Below are 21,884 nucleotides of genomic sequence, written 5' to 3' on the forward strand. Positions count from 1 at the left end.
AATTCAAATTGCGAATTGTGAAATAATATAGTTGCAATATACAACTATATTATTTATCTTTCTTTTTAATAAAGGAAAGACGATGACAACAGCAATTAATCAAAAGCTCTTACATAATATTAGACGCACTACTCGTGAAATGGTGCGTAAATTTGGTTTTATGAACAGAACCCTTGCAGGGACTGATTATTCGCCAAGCGCGGTACATGCACTGCTTGAAATTGATGAAAGGGGTTCTTGTACTGCAAAATGGTTGTCAGAAAGATTATATCTCGAGAAATCATCCATTAGCAGGATGTTGAAAACATTACTTAAAAATGATGAGATTGAAGAATATAAATCAGAAAATGATGGCCGTGAAAAATTGATACGGTTAAGTGCAAAGGGTAAAAAGACTGTCTCAGGTATCCATGCATTTGGTAACAATCATGCCTCATACGCTTTATCAAAAATGGATAGCGATGACAGGCAAATAGTGATGAACGGGTTGGAACTATACACATCAGCATTATCGCCGGATAGGGAAGTTATCACGAATAATGAAGTTACTTTCCATAGTGGCTATACCGATGAATTGATTGGTAGCGTTACTTCGCTTCATTCAAGGATATATAGCGATATTGCTGGCTTTGGGGCCTATTTCGAAGCGCTGGTTGGTAAATACTATTCTGAATTTATCATGCGACTTGATAATCCAAAAAATGAAACATGGTATGCGGTGCTAAATGGTAATATCATTGGCAGCATTTCTATCGATGGAGACGATCTGGATAAGGGGCAGGCACATTTAAGATGGTTTGTCGTTGATCCAACCATTCAATCTAAAGGAACTGGAAAACAGCTATTGCAAATGGCAATGGATTTTTGTGATGAACAGGGGGTTGATGAAGTGCATCTTTGGACATTTAAAGGTTTGGATGCCGCAAGGTCACTATATGAACGTCACGGATTTAAATTAGTGATAGAAGAGTGGGGCAATAGATACGGTAAAAAGGTATTAGAGCGAAAATACATCCGCTCTAACCCATTAAGAAATTAATCCATTTGTTGCTGCGGTGCTCGGAAGCCTGCATATTCAAAGCTTCTCATTAACCCTTTATTGGCACGTGCGGATAGTTCTGTTTCTTCTACTGTCCAATTTGCAATAAATGCATCACTTGTTTGAATGTCTTCTGCGCTCATATTTTCTTCGATTTGTGTAATGACGCCAGCATATTGAGCACCCGTAGCTTCGCCGACAGTATTGATAAATAATTTTAAGTACCCACGCGATTTGATCATGTCACGAGCAGTCATATCACCGCGAAAATAAAGAAGCGATAATGTTTGATATGCCATTGGGTGGCCTTGTTTCGCTGCACGTTCCATATAACGGGCACCCATAGTACCATTACTGAAATTAAGGTACATCACACCAATATCATATTCGGCCATTGAATAGCCTGCCTGCGCAGATTTTTTGATGGTTCTGAAGGCACTTTCTGCATCTGATTCTGCGACGTCTTCATGTTTTCCGGCGTAAAAAGCACCGAGTTCATATGCGGCGAGGGGGTCATTTTTATTGGCAGCAATTTTAAACCAACGAAATGCTTCTTTCGCGTCCTGCTCTACACCGATACCATTGCTATAAAACATGCCTAGATGATAGGCGGCTTCTGCTTCGCCAGTGTTTGCCATTTCTGTAATCTTCTTAAACAGCGGTGTAATATCCTGTTCCTGCGCAATAGCAGAATTTCCAAGAAGAATGATAAATATCGCAGCAATAAATTTTTTCATAAATTTTCCTAATTTGCGAAACGGAATAATAAAACATCGCCATCTTGTACGATATATTCTTTGCCCTCGAGACGCATTTTACCATTATCCTTGGCCCCGTTTTCACCGTTATGTTCGATGTAATCGTCATAGGCGATTGTCTCTGCGCGAATGAATCCTGTTTCAAAATCAGTATGTATTACACCAGCAGCTTGTGGCGCTTTTGTGTCCTGTGTAATTGTCCAGGCGCGGGCCTCATTTGGTCCTGCTGTGAAATAAGTGATTAACTGAAGCAGATCATAACCAGCGCGAATAACACGGCCAAGGCCCGTTTCACCAAGACCAAGGTCTTCAAGGAATGCTTTTTGTTCTTCTTCGTCATCAAGTTGCGCGATCTCGGCTTCGAGTGCCGCACTAATGACAACGCATTCAGCAGCTTCATTGGCCGCTTTTTCAGCGACACGTGCGCTTAGTTCATTTCCGTCTGCGGCGTCATCTTCAGATACGTTACAAACATACAGAACTGATTTTGTCGTGATCAGTTGAAGCTCTTTGAGCAATTTTGCTTCTTCTTCGTCGGCAACTTCCGTTTTACGGGCAGGGAGGCCATCTTCAAGAACCTTAAGTACGCGTTCAACCATTTCCATGATTTTCTTGGCTTCTTTATCCTGACCACGGATGCGGCGTTCTAGCCCGCTTTTACGTTTTTCAAGGCTTTCCATATCTGAAAGCATCAGTTCTGTTTCAACTGTTTCTGCGTCGGCGATTGGATCGATCACGCCTTCTACGTGGGTGATGTCGTCATCTTCAAAACAGCGTAAAACATGAATAATCGCGTCCACCTCGCGGATGTTGCCAAGGAACTGGTTTCCAAGGCCTTCGCCCTTTGATGCGCCACGTACAAGGCCAGCAATATCAACGAACGATAGTTGAGTAGGGATCACCTGTTTTGATGTGGCGATTTCTGCAATTTTATTAAGGCGTGGATCCGGTACAGGTACTTGTCCCACATTCGGTTCAATCGTACAGAAAGGATAGTTTGCCGCTGCCGCTTGCGCAGTGTTTGTAAGCGCGTTAAACAGCGTTGATTTACCAACGTTGGGAAGTCCAACAATACCACATTTAAATCCCATAATAATTAATCCTTTTTGTTCGGTTTCAATATCAAACCGACTTCATTTAGAAAATCTGCGCCTTCGCCGCTTTTTAATTTGTCAGCACTGCGCCCGACTGCATCAATGAGTGGCTCTAGCCATGTGCGTTCGGCATTGGAAAAATTGCCAAGTACATGCCCATTAACCCGTGCTTTATCGCCTGGATGGCCAATACCCATTCGGATGCGGTTATAATTTTTATTTATATACTGATCCAAAGATTTAAGCCCGTTATGACCAGCGTTGCCGCCACCAAGTTTATATCTGATTTTTCCGGCAGGAAGATCAAGTTCATCATAAAACACGAAAATATCTTCTGATGGTATTTTATAAAATCTTGCGGCTTCGGATACTGATTTACCGGACAAATTCATGAATGTCATCGGTTTTAAAATCAGTGCTTTTTCACTTCCAAGGCGGCCTTCTGATAGGAGCCCCTGAAATTTTGACTTTGGTTCAGAAAAATTATGGCGATAGATGATTTCATCTACCGCCATAAATCCAATATTATGCCGGTTGTGTTCATATTGTTTGCCGGGATTTCCCAGCCCTACGAGCAGCAACATGGCATTATCCTTTTAGAGGGTCTTATTCAGCGTCCTCAGATTTTTGTGAAGTCGCTTCAACTTCTACGCTATGCTCTTCATCAGACTCTGCTTCTTCAGATTCAGCAGACTTAAGTCCGCTTGGTGCAGAAATTGTAGCAACAGTGAAGTCACGGTCATCAATCGTTGGTGTCACACCTTCTGGTAATTTAACAGAAGAAATGTGAATACTGTCACCAAGCTCAGCACCTGTAAGGTCGATTTCAATTGATTCCGGAATTGCATTCGCAGGACATTCAAATTCAACTTCGTGACGAACGATGTTCACGATACCGCCTTGACGGATGCCTGGGCAGTCGTCTTCGTTGATTACGTGTACTGGGATGTTAATGTTAATTGTTGCATTCTTCGATAGACGAAGGAAGTCAATATGCATTGGCCAGTCAGAAATAGGGTGTAGTTGAACATCACGTGGAATAACCATTTCTTTTTTACCTTCAACTTCAACGTCGTACGTTGTTGAAAGGAAAGAACCAGTGTTCATTTGCTTAACGATCTCCACGCGATCAACGCTGATAGAAACGGCATCTTTTTTGTCGCCATAAATGACGGCAGGAAGACGACCTTCTCTACGCATTGCACGAGAGGACCCCTTACCCGCTTTTGTGCGTACTTCTGCTTTAATAACTGTATTAGCCATTATAATTCTCCGATAATAAATATATGTTCATGATACCAGCCTCCAGGGGTGCCAATATCAAAGGGCCTGTGATCATATTGATACAGACCCTTATGAGCGCCGCTTTTAACGCTAAATGATATAAAACTCAATAGTTTTTTTGAGTTTTTATGTGAATAATTTTCTAATTAAACAGTACAGAAACAGAGCTTTCTTCGTGAATGCGTCTGATCGCCTTCGCGAATAGCGGGGCAATTGTAATCTGTATTAGTTTTTTACAGCCTTTAACGGCATCTGTCGCACAGATGGAATCAGTGGTAACAACATGTTCCATTGCCGATTTATTGATGCGGTCAATTGCTGGTCCGGATAGCACGCCGTGCGATACATAAGCACTAACGGATTTTGCACCACCATGTTCAATAAGGGCACCGGCCGCATTGCAAAGTGTTCCCGCACTATCAACAATGTCATCAACAAATACGCAGTGGTATCCTTTAACATCACCGATCACATTCATCACTTCGGAAACGCCTGCTTTTTCACGGCGCTTATCAATGATCGCTAGTGGAACATCAAGACGGCTTGCATATGCACGGGCACGAACCACACCACCAACGTCAGGTGAAACAACCATCAGTTTTTCTTCTTTTGCGTAACGTTTCTGCATGTCTTCTACAAGAACAGGGGACGCAAATAGATTATCAGTTGGAATATCAAAGAAACCTTGGATCTGACCAGCATGGAGATCCATTGTCAGAACCTTGTCTGCCCCAGCAGTGGTAATCAGGTTTGAAACCAGTTTCGCACTGATCGGTGTGCGTGGTCCAGGTTTTCTATCCTGACGGGCATATCCAAAATATGGAATAACGGCAACGATACGTTTTGCGGATGCACGTTTTAACGCGTCGATAATAATCAACAATTCCATTAAATTGTCATTGGTTGGATATGATGTGGGTTGAATTACATATACATCTTCCCCACGGACGTTTTCTTGAATTTCTACCCAGATTTCTTCATCAGAAAATCGCTTGATATTGGCTTTGGTAAGTTCCATCCCGAGATGGTTGGCGATAGATTCAGCAAGAGGATAATTGCTGTTCCCGGAAATAATCTTCATTTTTTACAATGTCCCATTAAAAGTCACCCGAAATTACACTGCATCTTATACAGATTCTTTTTTAAAAAGCGACTCTGAATATCTTATTTCTGTAAAATAATTGAAATCTGGCGGCCGTAATCGTTTTCATTTAAATGTGTTTTACGGCGATAGCTGAAAAAATCATTCTTTTTGTCGTATGTGTCGATGTTTAGAGCATCAATTAAACCTATTCCACATCCTTTAAGTTTATCAAATACATAACCAGAAAGATCAAACATATGGTGATCCGGATTGTTTGATGAAAGGAAATATTTTTCGTTATCAATTGCGTTGAAAAAATCTGGACCAACTTCATAAGAATTTTGTGCGATACAGGGACCAATTACGGCCGTAATATTTTTTCGATTTGCCCCAAGAACACACATTTTATCAACTGTATTATCAAGCACACCAGTATGTGCACCTTTCCAACCTGCGTGAGCAGCCCCAATGACCCCTGCATTTGCATCGGCAAAAAGAACAGGTGCGCAATCGGCGGTCACAACGCTTAAGGCAATGTCTCGTCTATCAGTCACAATGCCGTCTGCGTCAGCAATTTCATAATTTTCATCATAAACAACCACTTTATTACTATGGATTTGATGAAGCTCGATAAGTTTGGCATTTTTAGAAAACGTAGAACAGGCGAGGCTGCGGTTCTTTAGGATCGTGTCTTTATGATCACCTGAATATGTCCCGCAATTTAAAGAGGCGTAAATTCCGTCGGAATGGCCACCAGTTCGCTTGAAAAAACCATGTTTGATACTGTTATTCTGGCTTAAAGGTTTACTGATAACAAAATCCGCCATTAAAAACCCGCCATTTCATATTTTTCTGATGAAAGTGCACATACTTTAAACAGTTCACCCATTTCTTCTGGTGATGTTAATCGGTGAAGGCCGCTTTTAATATCATTTGCTTGTTGATCGCTGGCGGCACTCAGTAAGGTTGCGGCTCGCTGATCAATGCCCATATTTTTTAAGAAAGCGCCTTGGGTCGTGGGGCCTGCTGCGTATATGCCAACTTCACGGGCAATATCACAGGTTTTTATAAAGTTTACATGGGCAGATAGGTCGGCATGCCCCGGGTTATCAAAAATACCTGTGAACTTGTGATCTTCTACTGCCTGTAATGTTTCACCGGTTTGGTATTTGTCGTATCCATAATCAATGAAAAGTGCAGCGCCACGATGTTTTTTGAAATACTTACTGATTTCATATGTGATAAATTCACCCATTGGGCAGGTTTCAATAACGCTATACATTTCTGCATCATCATAGTCACTTGGTAACTTTACATCTTGAACAGGGAAAGGGGAAAGTGAATAAGATAAACCTTCACCGCTTTCATCTGTATTTATCATACGCTCATGCCAACCAAGATCGGATTTTTGGAATTGCCTGATGGGCAGTGCATCAAGGAATTCATTGCCGATAATAAAGGTGGCAGCAAAGCCATCATCCTTGGCTGTTTGATCCAGTGCGTTTTTGACACTATCGTGCCAATATTTATTATTTGGATATGCAGATAATTTCTGTTTTTGTTGTTCTTTTAATGCGCTTGATGCCTCAACAAAATGTAAATCTATTTTATTAAGAAAATCCGGTAATGCATTGACGCTACGCAATAAATCGGACATTAATGTCCCGCGTCCGGGGCCAAGTTCGATTAAATGAACTTTACTAGGGCTTCCCATTTTTAACCAAAGATCCGCAAACCATAATCCAATAAGTTCGCCGAACATCTGGCTTATTTCCGGGGCGGTAATAAAATCCCCTTTGGTACCAAATGGTGTCTGCTTTGCGTAATACCCATGCTGTGGGTTCGTCAGTGCTTCCGTCATATAAGCGCTAACTGTCATGGGACCGTGCAGCCTGATAAGACTAATTAAATGGTCTTTTAAGGCGGTCATATGGACTGTTTCCTAGGGCGGAATATCAGATATAAACCAAACATAATCATTGGTGCGCTTAATAGCTGCCCCATGGTGATGGCTTCTGTACCAAATAGGAAACCAATATGGCTATCAGGTTCACGGAACTGTTCAACGAATGTGCGTGCTGCTGCGTACCCGATGATGAATAATCCGGTCAATAATCCCGGCTTGTGGCGTGCTTTAGTGAAATTATAGAGGACAAATAAAACAAGGAATAATAATAACCCTTCGAGCATGGCTTCATATAGCTGACTTGGGTGGCGTGGTAGTGGGCCGCCATTTGGGAAAACCATTCCAATTGATGCATCCGTCACACGGCCATATAATTCACCATTAATAAAATTTGCAAAGCGGCCAAGCATCAACCCAATCGGGCTTGCGCATGCGATGATATCGGCAAATCTGAAAAGTGGGATTTTATGGTGCCTCGCAAATAAGATGGTTGCAACGCAAACCCCAAGAAAACCACCATGAAATGACATGCCGCCATCCCAAATGGCAAAAGCATCACCAAGGTTTTCAGCGTAATATGATGCATTATAAAAGAGAACGTATCCAATACGGCCGCCAAGCACGATCCCCATCATGGCCCAGAAAATATAATCACTAATATGTTCTTGTGTGCAGGGGGCAGGTTTAACCCTAATCAGGCGGGACATATAATACCATGCGAATATTAATCCCCCGAGATAAGAAAGCGAATACCAGCGAATCGCCAAAGGGCCGATTTCTAATAAAATTGGATCAATATTGGGATAATTCAGTGCCGAGAATAATAAATATTCAGTCATTTACGAAAACCATTTTTCTTATAAGATCAAGCGAAACAAAGCATTACAGCCTGCTATCAGGATATTGAAATGTTGTCCCATATTTAATGTCACTTGGCAACCGATAAATGTTGCGTCATATTGCAGTTAAATGACGGTAATATTTACCACCCTGAAAATTTGAATTGATTTAGGATTTAATCGTGCAATCAGACAATAAAATTCTTAGTGACCTTGCAAGACTGGGTCAAAGCGCAGCGGGTACCCTTCACGGTGTTAAGGCAGAGGTGGAAAACCAAGTAAAAACGCGTCTTGAAAGCGTGCTACAGGACATGGACCTAGTTAGCCGTGAAGAATTTGAAGTTGTGCGTGAAATGGCTGTTACTGCCCGTACAGAAAATGAAGAGCTTAAAGCCATTATTGAAAAGCTTCAAAAAGATATCAGTGCACTAAAGAAAAAGAAGAAATAAAAAAATGCTATCTGTATCAGGTTTAAATGAAGAGCGGATCAACCCGCTTGACACTCTTGAGTTAATCGTAAGCCAGAATGAATGGCCCTATGAACGCATGGGGAACGAGGAAATTGTTGCGGCCATCTCCGGCGATTGGTGTGATTTTCACCTACGTTATTTGTGGCTCGATGATCAAAATATCTTGCAATGCGCTGGTCAAATGGATGTTAAGGTACAAGACAAGAAACGTGCTGATATTCTTGAACTATTAACAGAATTGAATGAACGTCTTGATGTCGGCCATTTTTCAATCTGGAGCGATGATAACAGCATCATGTTTCGATATTCATTGTTACCACCGACCAATAGTGCAGATATGGCAGCGGCATGTGAACTGGTCACACGCACAATTATTGCCGAAATAAACAGATACTTTCCTGTATTCCAATTTGTAATCTGGGGCGGGAAAAGTCCGGCAGAAGCGATCGAAGCAGCGATGCTAGAAACCGTCGGTAACGCATAAAGGAAAATTCCATGAGCAACCTATCCACAATCACAGCCGAAAACCCTTTAGTGTTAATTGGTTGTGGGAAAATGGGTGGTTCCATGCTTGCCGGATGGTTGAAAGAGGGACTTTCCCCTGATGCCGTACAAATTGTCGATCCGTTTCTTGATCCGGTAAGGAAAAGTTTCCCTGAACTTGGAAATTTACATGAAGCTGTTGATGGTTTAGGGCAATCGTTAAAACCATCATTTGTGATAATGGCAGTGAAGCCGCAAATGATGAATGATGCGCTTGCAGCGCTTAAAGAACATGACCTGTCATCAGCCGTCGTTATGTCTGTAGCAGCAGGCAAAACAATTCATTATTTCGAAGATCATTTGGGCCTGGATCAAGCAATTGTGCGTGCTATGCCAAATACGCCAGCGGCAATCGGTAAGGGAATTACCGTTTGTGTTGCAAACGGACCAGTTAGTGATGCCGCGAAAAATATTTGTAGTACGCTGCTTGAAACGGTCGGTGATGTTGAATGGATTGATGACGAAGCCTTAATGGATGCTGTCACAGCATTAAGCGGTAGCGGACCCGCATATGTGTTCTATATGGCGGAAGCCATGGCCGCAGCCGGTGAAGCCATTGGCTTATCACCGGAATTAAGTCAGAAGCTTGCCAGACAGACCGTGGCTGGCGCAGGGGGGCTTTTGGAAGAAAGTGATGAAACCGCATCAAAATTACGTGAAAATGTCACAAGCCCCGGCGGCACAACAGCAGCGGCCCTTGATGTGTTGATGTCGGAAGAGGGGATCGCACGGATCATTCGCCGCGCCATGCAGGAAGCCAAAAACCGATCTAAAGAGCTGGCCGGATAATGGCTAATCAGTATGATGTAATCATCATTGGCGGTGGCGCAGCTGGTCTTATGTGCGCAATTGAGGCCGGTAAACGCGGGCGTAGCGTTCTTGTGATTGAAAAGGGGAAGTCCATTGCCGGAAAAATCCGGATTTCCGGTGGCGGCAGGTGTAATTTCACCAATATCCATTGCACCCATAATGATTTTATATCAGAAAATCCGCATTTTCATAAATCGGCATTAAAACGATATGGTCCATATGATTTTATTGATCTGGTTGAAAAGCATGGCATTGCCTATCATGAAAAAACGTTGGGCCAGCAATTTTGCGATGACGGATCGGGTAAAATCATCGGTATGTTGCTTGATGAATGTGATGCAGCGGGTGTTGAGATCAAATTAAATGCCGAAGTTTTAAAGGTATCCTGTAAGGAAGATCAATTTGAATTGATGATTGAGGGAACGTCATATGAATGTGCATCACTTGTCATTGCATCTGGTGGGCCGTCCATCCCGAAAATGGGGGCAACTGGTTTTGGATATGATGTTGCCAGACAATTTGGTCTAAAAATCGTTGATCCTGTGCCGGCGCTCGTGCCCCTGACATTCGGCGAAGATTATATTTTTGCCTTACGTGAACTACGTGGTGTTTCGCAAGAAGTTATTGTTAAATGCGGCAAAAAGTCATTCCGTGAAGCGCTTCTTTTTACCTATAAAGGGTTAAGCGGTCCTGCAATTTTGCAGATATCATCTTATTGGCGTAGTGGTCAGGAAATTATCATTAATCTTGCGCCGGGTACCGACGTGTTTGATTTATTAAAATCGGTAAAAGAAGAAAACCCGAAACAGGAAGTACAGACAACACTGGCGTCAATCTTGCCAAAACGGCTCGCGCAATACTTATGTGAAAAGTCCAAAGCAGAGGGAAGGTTGGCCGATTTATCCCATAAGAAATTACAAACTCTGGCAACGCTTGTGAATGAATGGCATCTTACGCCAAAAGGCACAGAAGGGTTTGCAACGGCGGAAGTCACCCGCGGCGGTGTTAGTACCGATGAATTATCATCAAAAACATTTGAAGCCAAAAAGCAGGATGGCCTATATTTTATTGGAGAAGTGGTCGATGTAACGGGGCATCTAGGCGGCTTCAATTTCCAGTGGGCTTGGGCATCGGGTCACGCCGCAGGTCAGTTCGTGTGACTTCCTGCCACCGTCATACCCCGGCTTGACCGGGGTATCCATATCAATAAAAATTTCTCATGTAATGGATTGCCCGATCAAGTCGGGCAATGACTAACTTTTAAAGATTTTGTTTAAGAGTGGGGTTTAAGATTTTGATTTAAAAATAGATTTTAATATTTCTGATCTGTCATTTTCATTGATTAGTACACTTAAAACTTTCCAAAAACCTTCAGTGGCTTCTACGCCGCTTTCCTTACATGCTTTAAGAACTTGGTCCTTCTGATAGGTGGAAACTTCAGCGAGTAACTCTTGCCCCTTATCCGTTAAATATAGCAGCCGCTGACGGCGGTCTTCTTCGCCAATTTTTTGTGTGATATAATCCTGATCAATCAGTGTACTTAAAACGCGTGAAAGGCTCTGTTTAGTGATGTTCAGAACCTTAAGAAGTTCCGCAACCGTCATCCCCGGATTTCCACTTACGAAAAAGATAACCCGGTGGTGCGCACGGCCAAATCCGTACTTTTGCAAAAAGTCATCCGGCCAGGCGATAAAGTCACGGTAAGCGAAATAAAGAAGTTCCGTACTTTTTAAAAAAAGTTCGTCATCATTGATGTCAGATAATTCATTTTTAAAATTTATGTCAGTCATGTTGACATATTTTAAAGGCGGTGATAAAAATATCAAGTATAAAAACTACAAAGGATTCTAAAAGTATGTCGATCATCCCATTTGACGACCGTGACGGTGTAATCTGGTATAACGGTGAACTTATTGATTGGCGCGATGCCAATTTCCATGTTCTTTCGCATGCGCTTCATTATGGTAGCTGTGTTTTTGAAGGACAGCGCGCATATGGCGGTAAAATTTTCAAACTTCATGAACATAGTGAACGTCTGATTAAATCCGGTGAAATTCTGGGTATGGATATTCCATATACTGCGGATGAACTTGATGCTGCTGCGGACGAGGTGGTTGCTGCTAATAATCTTGTGGATGCGTATGTTCGTCCAGTTGCATGGCGCGGTTCAGAAATGATGGGCGTTGCAACAAAAGGATCAAAAGTTCACGTTGCAATCGCAGCATGGGAATGGCCATCATATTTCGGTGAAGAAGCCAAGAAAAAAGGCCTTCGTCTTGAAATCGCGAAATGGCGTCGCCCTGCACCAGATACAGCACCGACCGCATCAAAAGCAGCCGGTCTTTACATGATTGCGTCTCTTTGTAAGGATGCATCAACGGAAAATGGTTTTGATGATGCGCTTATGCTTGATTATCGTGGTCAGGTTGCGGAAGCCACTGGCGCTAACATCTTTTTCTTAAAAGACGGTAAGTTACACACACCAACACCGGATTGTTTCCTGGACGGTATTACTCGCCGTACGGCCATTGATCTTGCGACAAAACGCGGAATCGAGGTTATCGAACGCGCGATTATGCCAGAAGAAATGGCGGATTTCGAACAAGCATTCATTACTGGAACAGCGGCGGAAATCACGCCACTATCACAAATTGCTGATTACACATTCGAAGTTGGCGAGGTATGCATGAATATGGTTCGTGATTATGATGATCTGGTGAATGGTCGCCAGACTTAATTGTTGAGCAAATAATGTATAGAGAAGGGCGGCCAATGGGTCGCCTTTTTTATTGCTTGTTTGAGGGATGTGCGTTTAATATTGCTTTGGCAAAATGATTTTTTTAAAGGGGGGGATTGTGTTTAAAACCTTTACTTTGTTAGCATTATTTTTTTCTGTTGTGTTTAATTCTGCTTATGCAGAGGAAAAACTGCATAGAAATTACTATAAAATACTTAGAGACGGGAAATATGATGAGCAAATTGAAATTGCTCATAAAATACGTGAGGAAAGTGTTTACAGTAAATCTATTGAAAAAACATTGCTGCGTTTGTTGAAGCGAAGTAAAGACAAGAAAAGCAGTAAAGCATTTCTAGAAACTTATATATCAATTGTAGATGATCCATCAAAACATAATAAAGCCTATAAAGAATATATTGATAATGCTTTTAATTTAAAGGCGCGACGTGGGGATAGTTTTTTTCAACTTAGATCATCTTTTCTATTGGGGCTTGCTGATATTGAAATTATCCCTGAGAGTTTACTAGATTTCTTGCTAAATCCTAAGGGGCATAAAAATTTAAGTGAATCTATGCGGTATGGAATATTAAGGGAGATATTTAAAAATGACCCGAAAAAAGCAGAAAGAATAGTTCCTGATTTAAATAAAAACCCTGAAGCGTATTTAAGTTTATTAAGAGAAATGTCTGCTGAAGATTTAAAGTTGTATGAGGTTGAAATTAGAAACGTTTCTGAACGTGCCCCTAGTAATGCACTATATATTTTGCAAAAAGCGAAATTAATAACGGAGCAAGAAATTGATTTGGCTTTAAAAACAGTTAGGCCATTTGAATTGTCACAATTGTTTTTAGAAATCAAAGATAACAATGATATCGCCGTAGAATTACTGCTGGAATATTCAGCGCAATACCCTAAGGCAAAAAATAAAATTTTCGAATTAATAGGTAATGGTAATTTTTTCCTTGTTAAAAAAGCTCTTAAAAATAAGTCGTTAGATGATTTTTCATTGAAAAGTGATTTGTTGAAATTATTGATGGAAAAATTGGCCGACACTAAATTTCAAAATCCAATTTTTGTAAGTAATATTTGTTCATATCTTGACAACTTTGATATCAGTAATAGTGATTATATTGATACGTTAGTATACCGCTCGAGGTTTTCCAGAACAGCACTTGAAAGTGCAAGTTGTACCTTGGCATTGAATAATGTTACTAAACTTACACCAGAGATGAAGAGTTATATTGAACAGGTAAGTAACTATGATTTAGAGGTTGAAATTGAAAAAATAGAAAAGTTAGCTGAAAATACAAAGCCAATGAGTACATATATGTCTTTTTCAGGGGGTAACCTGTATTCTTATGATGTCTACAACCCCGTAAATGGGCCAAATTTTTCTCTTTTGTACCTAGCTGGGTTAATGTTGGAACATTCTACAGAAAAAGCCAAAGCATTAGAAATTATATACAGGTATCATAACGCGAAGGTGGCGTTTGTTCCTCATAATGATGATTTTCAAGTTGGGTTAAGTTCTATGTTAAATATTGAAATACCTGTGAAAATATTAGGAACTCGTTCCCGAATAAATTATATAATAGATGTTACTCCAATGAATTTAATTGCTAACTATTTGTATGAAAAAGACTATCAAAAATGGGAAGATTTTATTTTTGAAAATCTGAAATCAGATGATGAACATAAACTTATCAATGCTAGTATTTTAATAGATCAGTTTAAGGTAGGTTTACCGGAGACATTTACCAAAGTTTTAATTGCCAATGCAAAAGAATATGAAAGTTCTAAAGTTGCATACATTCGGGCTCTTAAATATGTAACAGATAATCCAGAAAAAATTACTTTCCTAAAAAATGAAGCTGAAGATGAACGTTCACCATATAAAAATCTGTCAGCTGAAATTTTGGGGTATAAGAAAGAATAATTAAATACTCTAAAAATCCTCAGCCAGATAGGCCCATCTTTCATGGTCTTTATAGTCACTGCCGATTTTTAAGAACTTTCTTGAAAATCCCTCGTGTGTGAAGCCACATGATTTAACGAGAGCGATGGAGGATAGGTTATCCGGTTGCACGTTTACTTCTACACGGTTTAAGCCTACCTTTTTAAAGGCATGATCAAGCATTAACAGGATGCCTTCTTTCATGTACCCTTTGCCACACATGTTTTCTTCTGCGTAATAACCAAGTGTCGCGGTACTGAATGGATCAAGGCGAATGCTGTTCAGGTTGATGACACCAACAAAATCATTGCTTTCGTTGGTATGGACAAATGCGCCGAGGGTGCGGCCCATTTTCATGCGTCTTAAATATTGGTCGTAATAAGATGGATCGGTTGATACATAAACCCAAGGTTCGTGAAATTTCTTGTTCCGCTCAACAAAATCCACAAAAGTTTTTTTATGCATGTTCGCAGGAAGCTGCAGATGAACATGTTCACCCATGGCCAGGATCTGTGCATCAGGCTTTAAAAGCGGAACAAATTTCATTTTTTCTCACTAAAACAAGTGTTTAGTATCAGATCTACCGCGAGAATTTATTGTTTGACGGGAAACCATGTGGTGGCATACGTCCAACCTGTCCACGTTTTCCAGTCCACGCCATTAGATCGGTTTCTGTGCGGGTTTTACCGCCGCGCATTTCCCAGCTTAAGCCATCTTCGAGCTTAAAGGAAATAATATCGCCAAGACCGCCACCTTTATATTTCTGTAAGATAGCGCCGCGACCACGGGTCATTTCCGGCATTTGATCAATTGGATAAACCAATAATTTACGGTTCAAGCCACAAATGGCAATGTGATCGTGTCCTTCTTCGATGACGCGGGCAAGTACGGCTTTATTGGCGCCGTCCTCGGTATTCATGACCTGTTTTCCGTTCTTGGTACTGGCGACAACCTTATCGGATTCTGCCATGAAGCCGCGGCCTGTTTCAGCGGCTACGATGATTTTGGTGCCCGGATCATGTACGAATAATGAAACGATGTCTTCGTCGTTGCCAAGGTCGATCATTAATCTGACCGGTTCACCATGGCCGCGTCCACCCGGCAGTTTATCAGCGCCAATGGTGTAAAAACGACCGTTTGTTGCAAACAGTAGAACCTTGTCTGTTGTTTGACAGTGGAATGCGAATTTTAACTCGTCGCCTTCTTTAAATTTGATTTTGTCATCAATGGCAACGTGGCCTTTCATCGCACGGATCCAGCCTTTTTTCGAACAAATCACTGTAACAGGTTCTTTTTCGATCATGGCTTCCAGTGGGATTACGGCTGCTTCTGGTGCATCTGCGAAATCGGTCCTGCGGGTGCCAATTTCGGTTTTTTTGCCGAATTTTTTGCGTAGTTCCCTGATGTCATCACCAATAACGGTCCAACGTTTTTCTTCGCTATCCAATAATTCAAGCAAATATGCTTTTTCCTCTTCAAGGCCAGCATATTCCGTTTTGATTTCCATCTCTTCTAACTTACGAAGGGAACGAAGGCGCATATTTAAGATCGCGTCCGCTTGAACTTCGGTCAGATTAAATGTTTCCATCAAACATTTTTTAACATGATCTTCTTCGCGTATGATGCGGATGACTTCATCAAGATTAAGATAAGCAATCAGGTAACCACCAAGAACCTCTAGCCTATGATCAATTTTTTCAAGACGGAATTTCGAACGGCGGATCAGAACATCCTGCCTGTGATCAAGGAAAGCTTGTAATACTTCGCGTAAATTCATAACACGCGGCAGGTTGCCACCTTCAAGCACATTCATGTTAAGTGAAAAACGGCTTTCCAGATCGGTCAGCTTAAACAAGCTTTCCATCAGCATGTCCGGTTCGATCGTGCGGTTTTTTGGTTCCAGTACAATACGGATATCTTCTGAACTTTCGTCCATGACATCACCGAGGATCGGTAACTTTTTCTGATAAATCAGATCAGCAATTTTTTCGATCAGGCGTGATTTTTGAACCTGATATGGAATTTCCGTGACAATGATTTGATACATGCCACGGGTGCCTTCTTCGACGTGCCATTTTGCGCGCATTCGGAAACTGCCGCGGCCGGTTTCATAGGCTTGAATGATATTTTCACGGGGTTCAACGATTGTACCGCCCGTTGGGAAATCCGGCCCTTGAACATATTCAACAAGTGTTGCCGTTCTGGCATTCGGCGTTTTAATAAGATGAAGTAACGCCTGACAAATCTCATCGACATTGTGTGGTGGAATACTGGTTGCCATACCAACCGCGATACCCATTGCACCATTAGCAAGCAGGTTCGGAAAGTTCGCCGGCATTACCGTAGGTTCTTCTTCCTCACCATCATATGTTTCGCGGAAATCAACCGTGTCTTTATCGATGTCTTCCATAAGTGCGGTTGCGATTTCGGTCATGCGCGCTTCTGTGTAACGCATGGCGGCCGCATTATCGCCGTCAATGTTACCGAAGTTACCCTGACCATCCACAAGTGGGTATCTGACTGCAAATTCTTGCGATAGGCGTACCATCGCATCATATACCGATTGATCACCATGGGGGTGATATTTACCGATCACATCGCCAACCACACGGGCACATTTTTTAAAGCCGGTGTCCGGGTTCAATTTCAATTGACGCATCGCAAAAAGCAAACGGCGGTGAACAGGTTTTAAACCGTCACGCACGTCCGGCAATGAACGGGACATAATGGTTGATAATGCATATGAAAGATAACGGTCCCCCAGAGTATCACCGAGCGGAGCGTTTAAAATCGTGTCTTCAGTTGTTACAGTATTCATGAAGGTTACTATAACAATCTGATTGTCAGATTAAAGCTTAAAATGATGAAAATTAAACTATTCTGCTACGGCTTGGTCAGTTGCTTTACCGCGTGAGTTTTTCGCAAGCATTTCGCCTTGCTTTTTATCTTTCATCAGTTCGCGTGCTTTTTCATATTGTGGATCATTCCAGAAAATAAGACATCCGTTACAACCACGGCCGCAACATCCCTCAACACCGATGCGTGGTGTTTTAAATTTGCGGTCTTGGTTGGATTCTTCGATGCTTTCAACAAGCTTATCACGCATTTCGAAATAGCGTTTCTCGGATCCTTTACCGAGTTCCATTTTAAGACCTTCTTTATCGAATTTAAGACGATCCCATTGTTCCTTGGTAAGGGCACGTTCTTTACGAACCACTGACATTTCAGGGAACTGGCGGATCAGTTCTTCTGTTTCTTGATCAAACCACGCAAATGGAATACGGACCATTGGTTTTTGGCCAGCATTTACAACCGTTGTGGTTACATTTTTGGTGATGTCTTCAAATTCATAAATGCGAAGCAGCATTGTTTCGCGAGATTTTGGTGAAATAAATTCAAGAACGTCACCGGCTTCGATACGGTTCTTTACTTCGAAAATAAAGGCATCTTCTTCAACCTTGGCAATTAATCCTGCAAATTCCCACTCGGCGAGTGTGGATGTGTTTTCAAAGTTATGTGCGTGATTGGTCAGGCGACCCTCGTGGAAGGCGAGGGTATAACCACGGCCCTGAACGGTGTTTAGTTCTTCCATATACGGGGCTGGGTCCCAATTTTCAGGATCGGCGTAATAATCATCAATGGCCATACGGTATGCGCGCGCAACAAGTGCCACATAATATTGGCTTTTGTTTCTGCCTTCGACCTTAAGACTATCAACACCAATTCGCAGATAGTCATCAAGTTTTGGCATTAGGCATAAATCTTTAGAATTCAGGATATATGATCCACGCTCATCTTCCTGAATTGGCATCAATTCACCTTCGCGGATGCCTTCTTCAAGTAAGAATTCAAACATATCACGTGTATGTTCATTAAGTTCCAGGTCCTGAATGGTGCCGTCTTTAAGTTTCATGTGAACTTTATAGTTCCAACGACAACTATTTGAGCAGTTCCCTTGGTTTGCACCACGTTCAGACATAAAGTTTGAGAGCATACAGCGACCGGAATATGTCATGCACATGGCACCATGAACGAATGCTTCCAGTTTAATATCTGGGCATTCTTCACGGATTTCGGTTAGCTCTTCAAATGAAACTTCGCGGGCAAGCACGCAAAGCTTCGCACCTTGTTCTTCCCAGAATTTAACACTTAACCATGAACAGATATTGGCTTGTGTTGAAATATGAAGTTCCAAATCAGGGGCGTGTTGTTTCACATATTGGAAAACACCAGGGTCAGCGATAATAACGCCATCTGGCTGAACTTTACGGACTGTTTCAACATATTGCTTTAATTTCGGGACGTCTTTGTTATGGGAAAACAGGTTAAGCGTCAGGTAAACACGTACACCATGTTCGTGGGCAAATTCGATGCCCTCAACCACGTCTTCCAGACTAAAGTCCGACTTTGTACGTAACGACATATCAGGCGTGCCAAGATAGACAGCGTCAGCGCCATAAAGCACAGCCATTTTTAATTTTTGCAGATTACCAGCAGGCATCAGCAGTTCTGAACGTTCCGGACGAATACCCATTTTATTACCCTGTAAATTTCAATTTCTGGCGCCTGTATACTGGAAAAGAATGGCTTTGTCTAAGGAATATGGTCAAGAAGCATACGTCTTGCCTGCGGTATTTTTTTGCCAAATGGCGCAAGCATATGACGTTCCATGAAAAATTCGGTTAAATGAAAACCATCGAGCACGTCTTGCGCCGGAATATTATCGCGTTTTTTTAATAAAAAGGCGGGCAGAGGCAGCATTTTATCATGATATGGTTTGCCCGCATCACGGCTCACAGCACGGCCGGATTTTGGTGAAACATAAATCAGATCATCAGTAATACCAGTCGCAGCACAACACTCAAGATTCAATCCAAAACCCAGTTCACCAAGAAGCCCCAGTTCCCATTGGGTGAGTAGAGGTCCCCAGTTGGTGATATCATCTTTTGCGGCCTCTAATGCATCCATGAAAGCAATAAATCCATCAAGCAATAATGCATGTGGTTCATTTTCTGCCATTGCCACGGTTAATAGGCTTGAGCAGCTGTTAAGGGCCGCCAGTTTTCCCGGTGAATAAAGAAAGGATACTGCACGGGCGTTTTTAAGTTCTACACTATAAGTACCAAGATGGGTTTCAAGGCGTCCGCGCCAAGTCACATCAACTTCGTTACCCGGTTGAATGTTGCCGCGTTGGCGTCTTCCCATGCCCCCCTTAACAATACCGGAATGGCGACCATGTTCACGTGTAAAGACATCAATAATGGCATCAAATTCACCATATTTTCTTAAATTTAAAATAATGCCATTGTCATGCCATTCCATTTGGGTATCCTGTCTTTTAAAACAGGCTTATCATAATTCAGCGTTTCTGATTTTGTAAGCAAAGAATTGTTTAATAGATAAAATTATGGTTAAAGAAAAATTAAGGTATCCCGGGTATTTTACATTCGGGTTTATAAATAAAAATAATAATAAAAAAAGTATTGAAGGGTATAACTCTTGCGTCAGGTGAATAATAAATTCTTAGCGGCGATTATCGAAGCAACACCGAATGCAGTCTATATTAAAGACGAAGACGGTGTTTATCTTATGATCAATGAAAAAGGGGCACAATCCGTTGGTAAAACGGTAGAAGATTTTCTTGGTAAAGACGATACCGAAGTATTTCCGCCTGAACTTGCGAAAAAAGTGATGGCGTTAGACAGAAGTGTTTTCGAGGGGGAATCATTTAATGGTGAAGAAAGAGTTGATGATTATATCGTCTTTTTAAGTCATAAATTTATCCTAGAAGATGAAGAAACCAACGAAAGAGTGTTGGTTGGCATTTCAACGGACATATCGGAATTAAAGAAAACCGAAGAAGAATTATCTGAAGCCCGCATAAAAGCTGACGAAGCCAACAAGCATAAAAGCACATTCTTGCAAAATATGTCCCATGAATTAAGAACGCCATTAAACGCAATCATTGGCTTTTCTAGCATTCTTTCCGGCGAAAGCGGTGCAGACGATGAAATGTTTAAGGCAAATTTTAAGGAATATGCCAAGCTTATTAATTCAAGCGGTGTTCATTTGCTGGCGATTATTAATGACTTGCTTGATCTTTCAAAAATCGAAGCAGGGGAGCAGGAATTTAACGAAAATACTGTCGATGTCTGTTACGAGGTAGAATCCTGTATTCAGACATTAAGAGCAATGGCAATTCAAAATGATATTACCATTATCGAAGAATTCCCAGAAGATGACATTTTGATCCGGGGCGACGAAAAAATCTTGCGGCAAATGGTTTATAACTTGTTATCCAATGCGGTTAAATATTCTTATCACGATGGGGAAGTGACAGTACGTCTTCGCCATAGAAATAGCGGCGGGCTTGATATTTCCATTATTGATAAAGGGATTGGCATGTCCGCAGATGATCTGCACACAGCTATGATCCCGTTTAGAAGATCATCACAGGTAAAAGATTCAGAGATTACAGGAACCGGACTTGGTCTGCCACTTGTGGATGCATTTATTAAATTGTTCCAAGGTCACCTCGAAATTCAAAGCGAGCGCGGCATCGGGACATCCGCAACGCTTCATTTCCCACCGGAACGATCCATCGAGGAATAAATCTGAAATTAATACTGTCTGATTAATCCAACAAGCTTGCCTTGAATGCGTACGCGATTGGCTGGGTAAACTTGTGTTTCAAAATCGCGGTTTGATGGCTCAAGCGCCACATCAGGGCCACGTTTTTGTAGTGTTTTTAATGTTGCCTCTTCCTCGTCGACAAGGGCAACAACAATTTCACCGGTTCTGGCATTATCGCAACGTTCAATAACAACACGGTCACCATCCAAAATGCCGGCTTCAATCATACTATCACCATCAACATCAAGTGCATAATAACTACCCGCACCAAGCATTGCAGCAGGAACGCCAATATTTTCATATTGTTCTAGTGCCTCTATCGGTGTACCAGCAGCAATTTTTCCGTGAAGCGGAATTTCAGTCGTTTGCGGATCAACGTTGCCGCCTTTATTACCGAAATCCGGCTTAAACAGGTTGCTTTCCTGTGACACGTTTTCTTCATCATCCGGAAGTTTAATAACCTCAAGCGCGCGTGCACGATTAGGGAGGCGGCGAATAAATCCGCGTTCTTCAAGCGCATTAATAAGACGGTGAATGCCGGATTTTGATTTAAGATCGAGCGCGACTTTCATTTCTTCAAATGATGGTGCGATACCATCTTCATGAAGTTTATCGTGAATGAGCATAAGCAAAGTATGTTGCTTTTTCGTAAGCATAGAAAGTCTCCCGCATAATCCAGTTATGTTCTTTTATGTTCTATTTTTATTCTTCTGTCAAGAACAAAAATGAGAAC

At 41.7% G+C, this 21,884-nt stretch carries 22 protein-coding genes; 8 read left to right on the forward strand and 14 right to left on the reverse strand.

All coding sequences use genetic code 11. The features are described 5' to 3' along the window. The first annotated feature begins 82 nt into the window (after window positions 1–82). A complete protein-coding gene (locus tag KW060_RS06040) occupies window positions 83–1,039 on the forward strand; it encodes a bifunctional helix-turn-helix transcriptional regulator/GNAT family N-acetyltransferase (RefSeq protein WP_249035471.1) in 957 nt (318 codons plus the stop codon). Here KW060_RS06040 and KW060_RS06045 read toward each other — a convergent pair. From KW060_RS06045 to lgt, 8 genes are all read right to left on the reverse strand, one after another. Continuing rightward, on the reverse strand, window positions 1,036–1,776 hold the full coding sequence (locus KW060_RS06045; protein ID WP_249035472.1) for a tetratricopeptide repeat protein: 741 nt from the start codon (window positions 1,774–1,776) through the stop codon (window positions 1,036–1,038). The two genes, KW060_RS06040 and KW060_RS06045, sit on opposite strands and share 4 nt — an antisense overlap. Before the next feature lie 8 nt (window positions 1,777–1,784). Further along, complete coding sequence (ychF, locus tag KW060_RS06050; RefSeq protein ID WP_249035473.1) at window positions 1,785–2,888, reverse strand: redox-regulated ATPase YchF; 1,104 nt, start codon at window positions 2,886–2,888, stop codon at window positions 1,785–1,787. Between the two features lie 5 nt (window positions 2,889–2,893). Continuing rightward, window positions 2,894–3,475, reverse strand: a complete 582-nt coding sequence (pth, locus tag KW060_RS06055) for an aminoacyl-tRNA hydrolase (protein WP_249035474.1) — start codon at window positions 3,473–3,475, stop codon at window positions 2,894–2,896. Between the two features lie 22 nt (window positions 3,476–3,497). Next, window positions 3,498–4,154, reverse strand: a complete 657-nt coding sequence (locus KW060_RS06060) for a 50S ribosomal protein L25/general stress protein Ctc (RefSeq protein ID WP_249035475.1) — start codon at window positions 4,152–4,154, stop codon at window positions 3,498–3,500. A gap of 163 nt (window positions 4,155–4,317) precedes the next feature. After that, window positions 4,318–5,256 (reverse strand): ribose-phosphate pyrophosphokinase, encoded by a 939-nt coding sequence (locus KW060_RS06065; RefSeq protein WP_249035476.1) that lies wholly within the window; start codon window positions 5,254–5,256, stop codon window positions 4,318–4,320. Between the two features lie 83 nt (window positions 5,257–5,339). Further along, window positions 5,340–6,086 (reverse strand): peptidoglycan editing factor PgeF, encoded by a 747-nt coding sequence (gene pgeF, locus KW060_RS06070; protein WP_249035477.1) that lies wholly within the window; start codon window positions 6,084–6,086, stop codon window positions 5,340–5,342. Then, window positions 6,086–7,189: a class I SAM-dependent methyltransferase gene (locus KW060_RS06075; RefSeq protein WP_249035478.1), complete on the reverse strand. Its 1,104-nt coding sequence runs from the start codon at window positions 7,187–7,189 to the stop codon at window positions 6,086–6,088. Before KW060_RS06075 ends, pgeF begins: the two co-directional genes overlap by 1 nt. Further along, a complete protein-coding gene (gene lgt, locus KW060_RS06080) occupies window positions 7,186–8,004 on the reverse strand; it encodes a prolipoprotein diacylglyceryl transferase (protein ID WP_249035479.1) in 819 nt (272 codons plus the stop codon). Before lgt ends, KW060_RS06075 begins: the two co-directional genes overlap by 4 nt. A 182-nt stretch (window positions 8,005–8,186) precedes the next feature. Between lgt and KW060_RS06085 the strand changes: the two genes are divergently transcribed. Genes KW060_RS06085 through KW060_RS06100 form a run of 4 tightly spaced genes read left to right on the forward strand, consistent with a single transcriptional unit; the run spans window position 8,187 to window position 10,987 of the window. After that, entirely contained in the window at window positions 8,187–8,453 is a 267-nt protein-coding gene (locus KW060_RS06085) for an accessory factor UbiK family protein (protein WP_249035480.1), read from the forward strand. A 4-nt stretch (window positions 8,454–8,457) separates the two neighbouring features. After that, the gene (locus KW060_RS06090; protein ID WP_249035481.1) at window positions 8,458–8,958 is read left to right on the forward strand and encodes a type III secretion system chaperone family protein; all 501 of its coding nucleotides are present in this window, start codon (window positions 8,458–8,460) and stop codon (window positions 8,956–8,958) included. Between the two features lie 11 nt (window positions 8,959–8,969). Next, window positions 8,970–9,806 carry a pyrroline-5-carboxylate reductase gene (gene proC / locus KW060_RS06095; protein ID WP_249035482.1) on the forward strand — a complete coding sequence of 279 codons (837 nt, stop codon included), beginning with the start codon at window positions 8,970–8,972 and terminating at the stop codon, window positions 9,804–9,806. Next, a complete protein-coding gene (locus KW060_RS06100; RefSeq protein ID WP_249035483.1) occupies window positions 9,806–10,987 on the forward strand; it encodes a BaiN/RdsA family NAD(P)/FAD-dependent oxidoreductase in 1,182 nt (393 codons plus the stop codon). The genes proC and KW060_RS06100 overlap by 1 nt, the downstream gene beginning before the upstream one ends. A gap of 126 nt (window positions 10,988–11,113) precedes the next feature. Here KW060_RS06100 and KW060_RS06105 read toward each other — a convergent pair whose 3' ends face one another. After that, complete coding sequence (locus tag KW060_RS06105) at window positions 11,114–11,617, reverse strand: MarR family winged helix-turn-helix transcriptional regulator (protein ID WP_249035484.1); 504 nt, start codon at window positions 11,615–11,617, stop codon at window positions 11,114–11,116. Between the two features lie 65 nt (window positions 11,618–11,682). On the opposite strand from KW060_RS06105, the gene KW060_RS06110 reads away from it, so the two are divergent. Continuing rightward, window positions 11,683–12,564 (forward strand): branched-chain amino acid aminotransferase, encoded by an 882-nt coding sequence (locus KW060_RS06110; protein ID WP_249035485.1) that lies wholly within the window; start codon window positions 11,683–11,685, stop codon window positions 12,562–12,564. A gap of 118 nt (window positions 12,565–12,682) precedes the next feature. Continuing rightward, a complete protein-coding gene (locus KW060_RS06115) occupies window positions 12,683–14,500 on the forward strand; it encodes a hypothetical protein (protein WP_249035486.1) in 1,818 nt (605 codons plus the stop codon). Between the two features lie 9 nt (window positions 14,501–14,509). Here KW060_RS06115 and KW060_RS06120 read toward each other — a convergent pair whose 3' ends face one another. The 4 genes from KW060_RS06120 to recO are packed head-to-tail and all read right to left on the reverse strand — an operon-like array spanning window position 14,510 to window position 19,840. Then, a complete protein-coding gene (locus tag KW060_RS06120; protein ID WP_249035487.1) occupies window positions 14,510–15,064 on the reverse strand; it encodes a GNAT family N-acetyltransferase in 555 nt (184 codons plus the stop codon). Between the two features lie 34 nt (window positions 15,065–15,098). Next, on the reverse strand, window positions 15,099–17,336 hold the full coding sequence (parC, locus tag KW060_RS06125) for a DNA topoisomerase IV subunit A (protein WP_249035488.1): 2,238 nt from the start codon (window positions 17,334–17,336) through the stop codon (window positions 15,099–15,101). 57 nt (window positions 17,337–17,393) lie between these two features. Further along, on the reverse strand, window positions 17,394–19,052 hold the full coding sequence (locus KW060_RS06130; protein WP_249035489.1) for a U32 family peptidase C-terminal domain-containing protein: 1,659 nt from the start codon (window positions 19,050–19,052) through the stop codon (window positions 17,394–17,396). A 59-nt stretch (window positions 19,053–19,111) separates the two neighbouring features. Continuing rightward, window positions 19,112–19,840, reverse strand: a complete 729-nt coding sequence (gene recO, locus KW060_RS06135; protein ID WP_249035490.1) for a DNA repair protein RecO — start codon at window positions 19,838–19,840, stop codon at window positions 19,112–19,114. Window positions 19,841–20,026: 186 nt separating this feature from the next. Between recO and KW060_RS06140 the strand changes: the two genes are divergently transcribed. Next, window positions 20,027–21,130 carry a PAS domain-containing sensor histidine kinase gene (locus KW060_RS06140; protein WP_249035641.1) on the forward strand — a complete coding sequence of 368 codons (1,104 nt, stop codon included), beginning with the start codon at window positions 20,027–20,029 and terminating at the stop codon, window positions 21,128–21,130. An 8-nt stretch (window positions 21,131–21,138) separates the two neighbouring features. Here the strand turns inward: KW060_RS06140 and lexA are convergent, their stop codons facing one another. Further along, window positions 21,139–21,807 (reverse strand): transcriptional repressor LexA, encoded by a 669-nt coding sequence (gene lexA / locus KW060_RS06145; protein WP_249035491.1) that lies wholly within the window; start codon window positions 21,805–21,807, stop codon window positions 21,139–21,141. Window positions 21,808–21,884: the final 77 nt, after the last annotated feature.

This window comes from Pseudemcibacter aquimaris (assembly GCF_028869115.1).
Lineage (GTDB): Bacteria > Pseudomonadota > Alphaproteobacteria > Sphingomonadales > Emcibacteraceae > Pseudemcibacter > Pseudemcibacter aquimaris.

Coding starts and splice junctions, on each gene's coding strand:
- KW060_RS06040 (WP_249035471.1), top strand. CDS start 83: ATGACAACAGCAATTAATCAAAAGCTCTTACATAATATTAGACGCACT.
- KW060_RS06045 (WP_249035472.1), bottom strand. CDS start 1,776: ATGAAAAAATTTATTGCTGCGATATTTATCATTCTTCTTGGAAATTCT.
- ychF (WP_249035473.1), bottom strand. CDS start 2,888: ATGGGATTTAAATGTGGTATTGTTGGACTTCCCAACGTTGGTAAATCA.
- pth (WP_249035474.1), bottom strand. CDS start 3,475: ATGTTGCTGCTCGTAGGGCTGGGAAATCCCGGCAAACAATATGAACAC.
- KW060_RS06060 (WP_249035475.1), bottom strand. CDS start 4,154: ATGGCTAATACAGTTATTAAAGCAGAAGTACGCACAAAAGCGGGTAAG.
- KW060_RS06065 (WP_249035476.1), bottom strand. CDS start 5,256: ATGAAGATTATTTCCGGGAACAGCAATTATCCTCTTGCTGAATCTATC.
- pgeF (WP_249035477.1), bottom strand. CDS start 6,086: ATGGCGGATTTTGTTATCAGTAAACCTTTAAGCCAGAATAACAGTATC.
- KW060_RS06075 (WP_249035478.1), bottom strand. CDS start 7,189: ATGACCGCCTTAAAAGACCATTTAATTAGTCTTATCAGGCTGCACGGT.
- lgt (WP_249035479.1), bottom strand. CDS start 8,004: ATGACTGAATATTTATTATTCTCGGCACTGAATTATCCCAATATTGAT.
- KW060_RS06090 (WP_249035481.1), top strand. CDS start 8,458: ATGCTATCTGTATCAGGTTTAAATGAAGAGCGGATCAACCCGCTTGAC.
- proC (WP_249035482.1), top strand. CDS start 8,970: ATGAGCAACCTATCCACAATCACAGCCGAAAACCCTTTAGTGTTAATT.
- KW060_RS06100 (WP_249035483.1), top strand. CDS start 9,806: ATGGCTAATCAGTATGATGTAATCATCATTGGCGGTGGCGCAGCTGGT.
- KW060_RS06105 (WP_249035484.1), bottom strand. CDS start 11,617: ATGACTGACATAAATTTTAAAAATGAATTATCTGACATCAATGATGAC.
- KW060_RS06110 (WP_249035485.1), top strand. CDS start 11,683: ATGTCGATCATCCCATTTGACGACCGTGACGGTGTAATCTGGTATAAC.
- KW060_RS06120 (WP_249035487.1), bottom strand. CDS start 15,064: ATGAAATTTGTTCCGCTTTTAAAGCCTGATGCACAGATCCTGGCCATG.
- parC (WP_249035488.1), bottom strand. CDS start 17,336: ATGAATACTGTAACAACTGAAGACACGATTTTAAACGCTCCGCTCGGT.
- KW060_RS06130 (WP_249035489.1), bottom strand. CDS start 19,052: ATGGGTATTCGTCCGGAACGTTCAGAACTGCTGATGCCTGCTGGTAAT.
- recO (WP_249035490.1), bottom strand. CDS start 19,840: ATGGAATGGCATGACAATGGCATTATTTTAAATTTAAGAAAATATGGT.
- lexA (WP_249035491.1), bottom strand. CDS start 21,807: ATGCTTACGAAAAAGCAACATACTTTGCTTATGCTCATTCACGATAAA.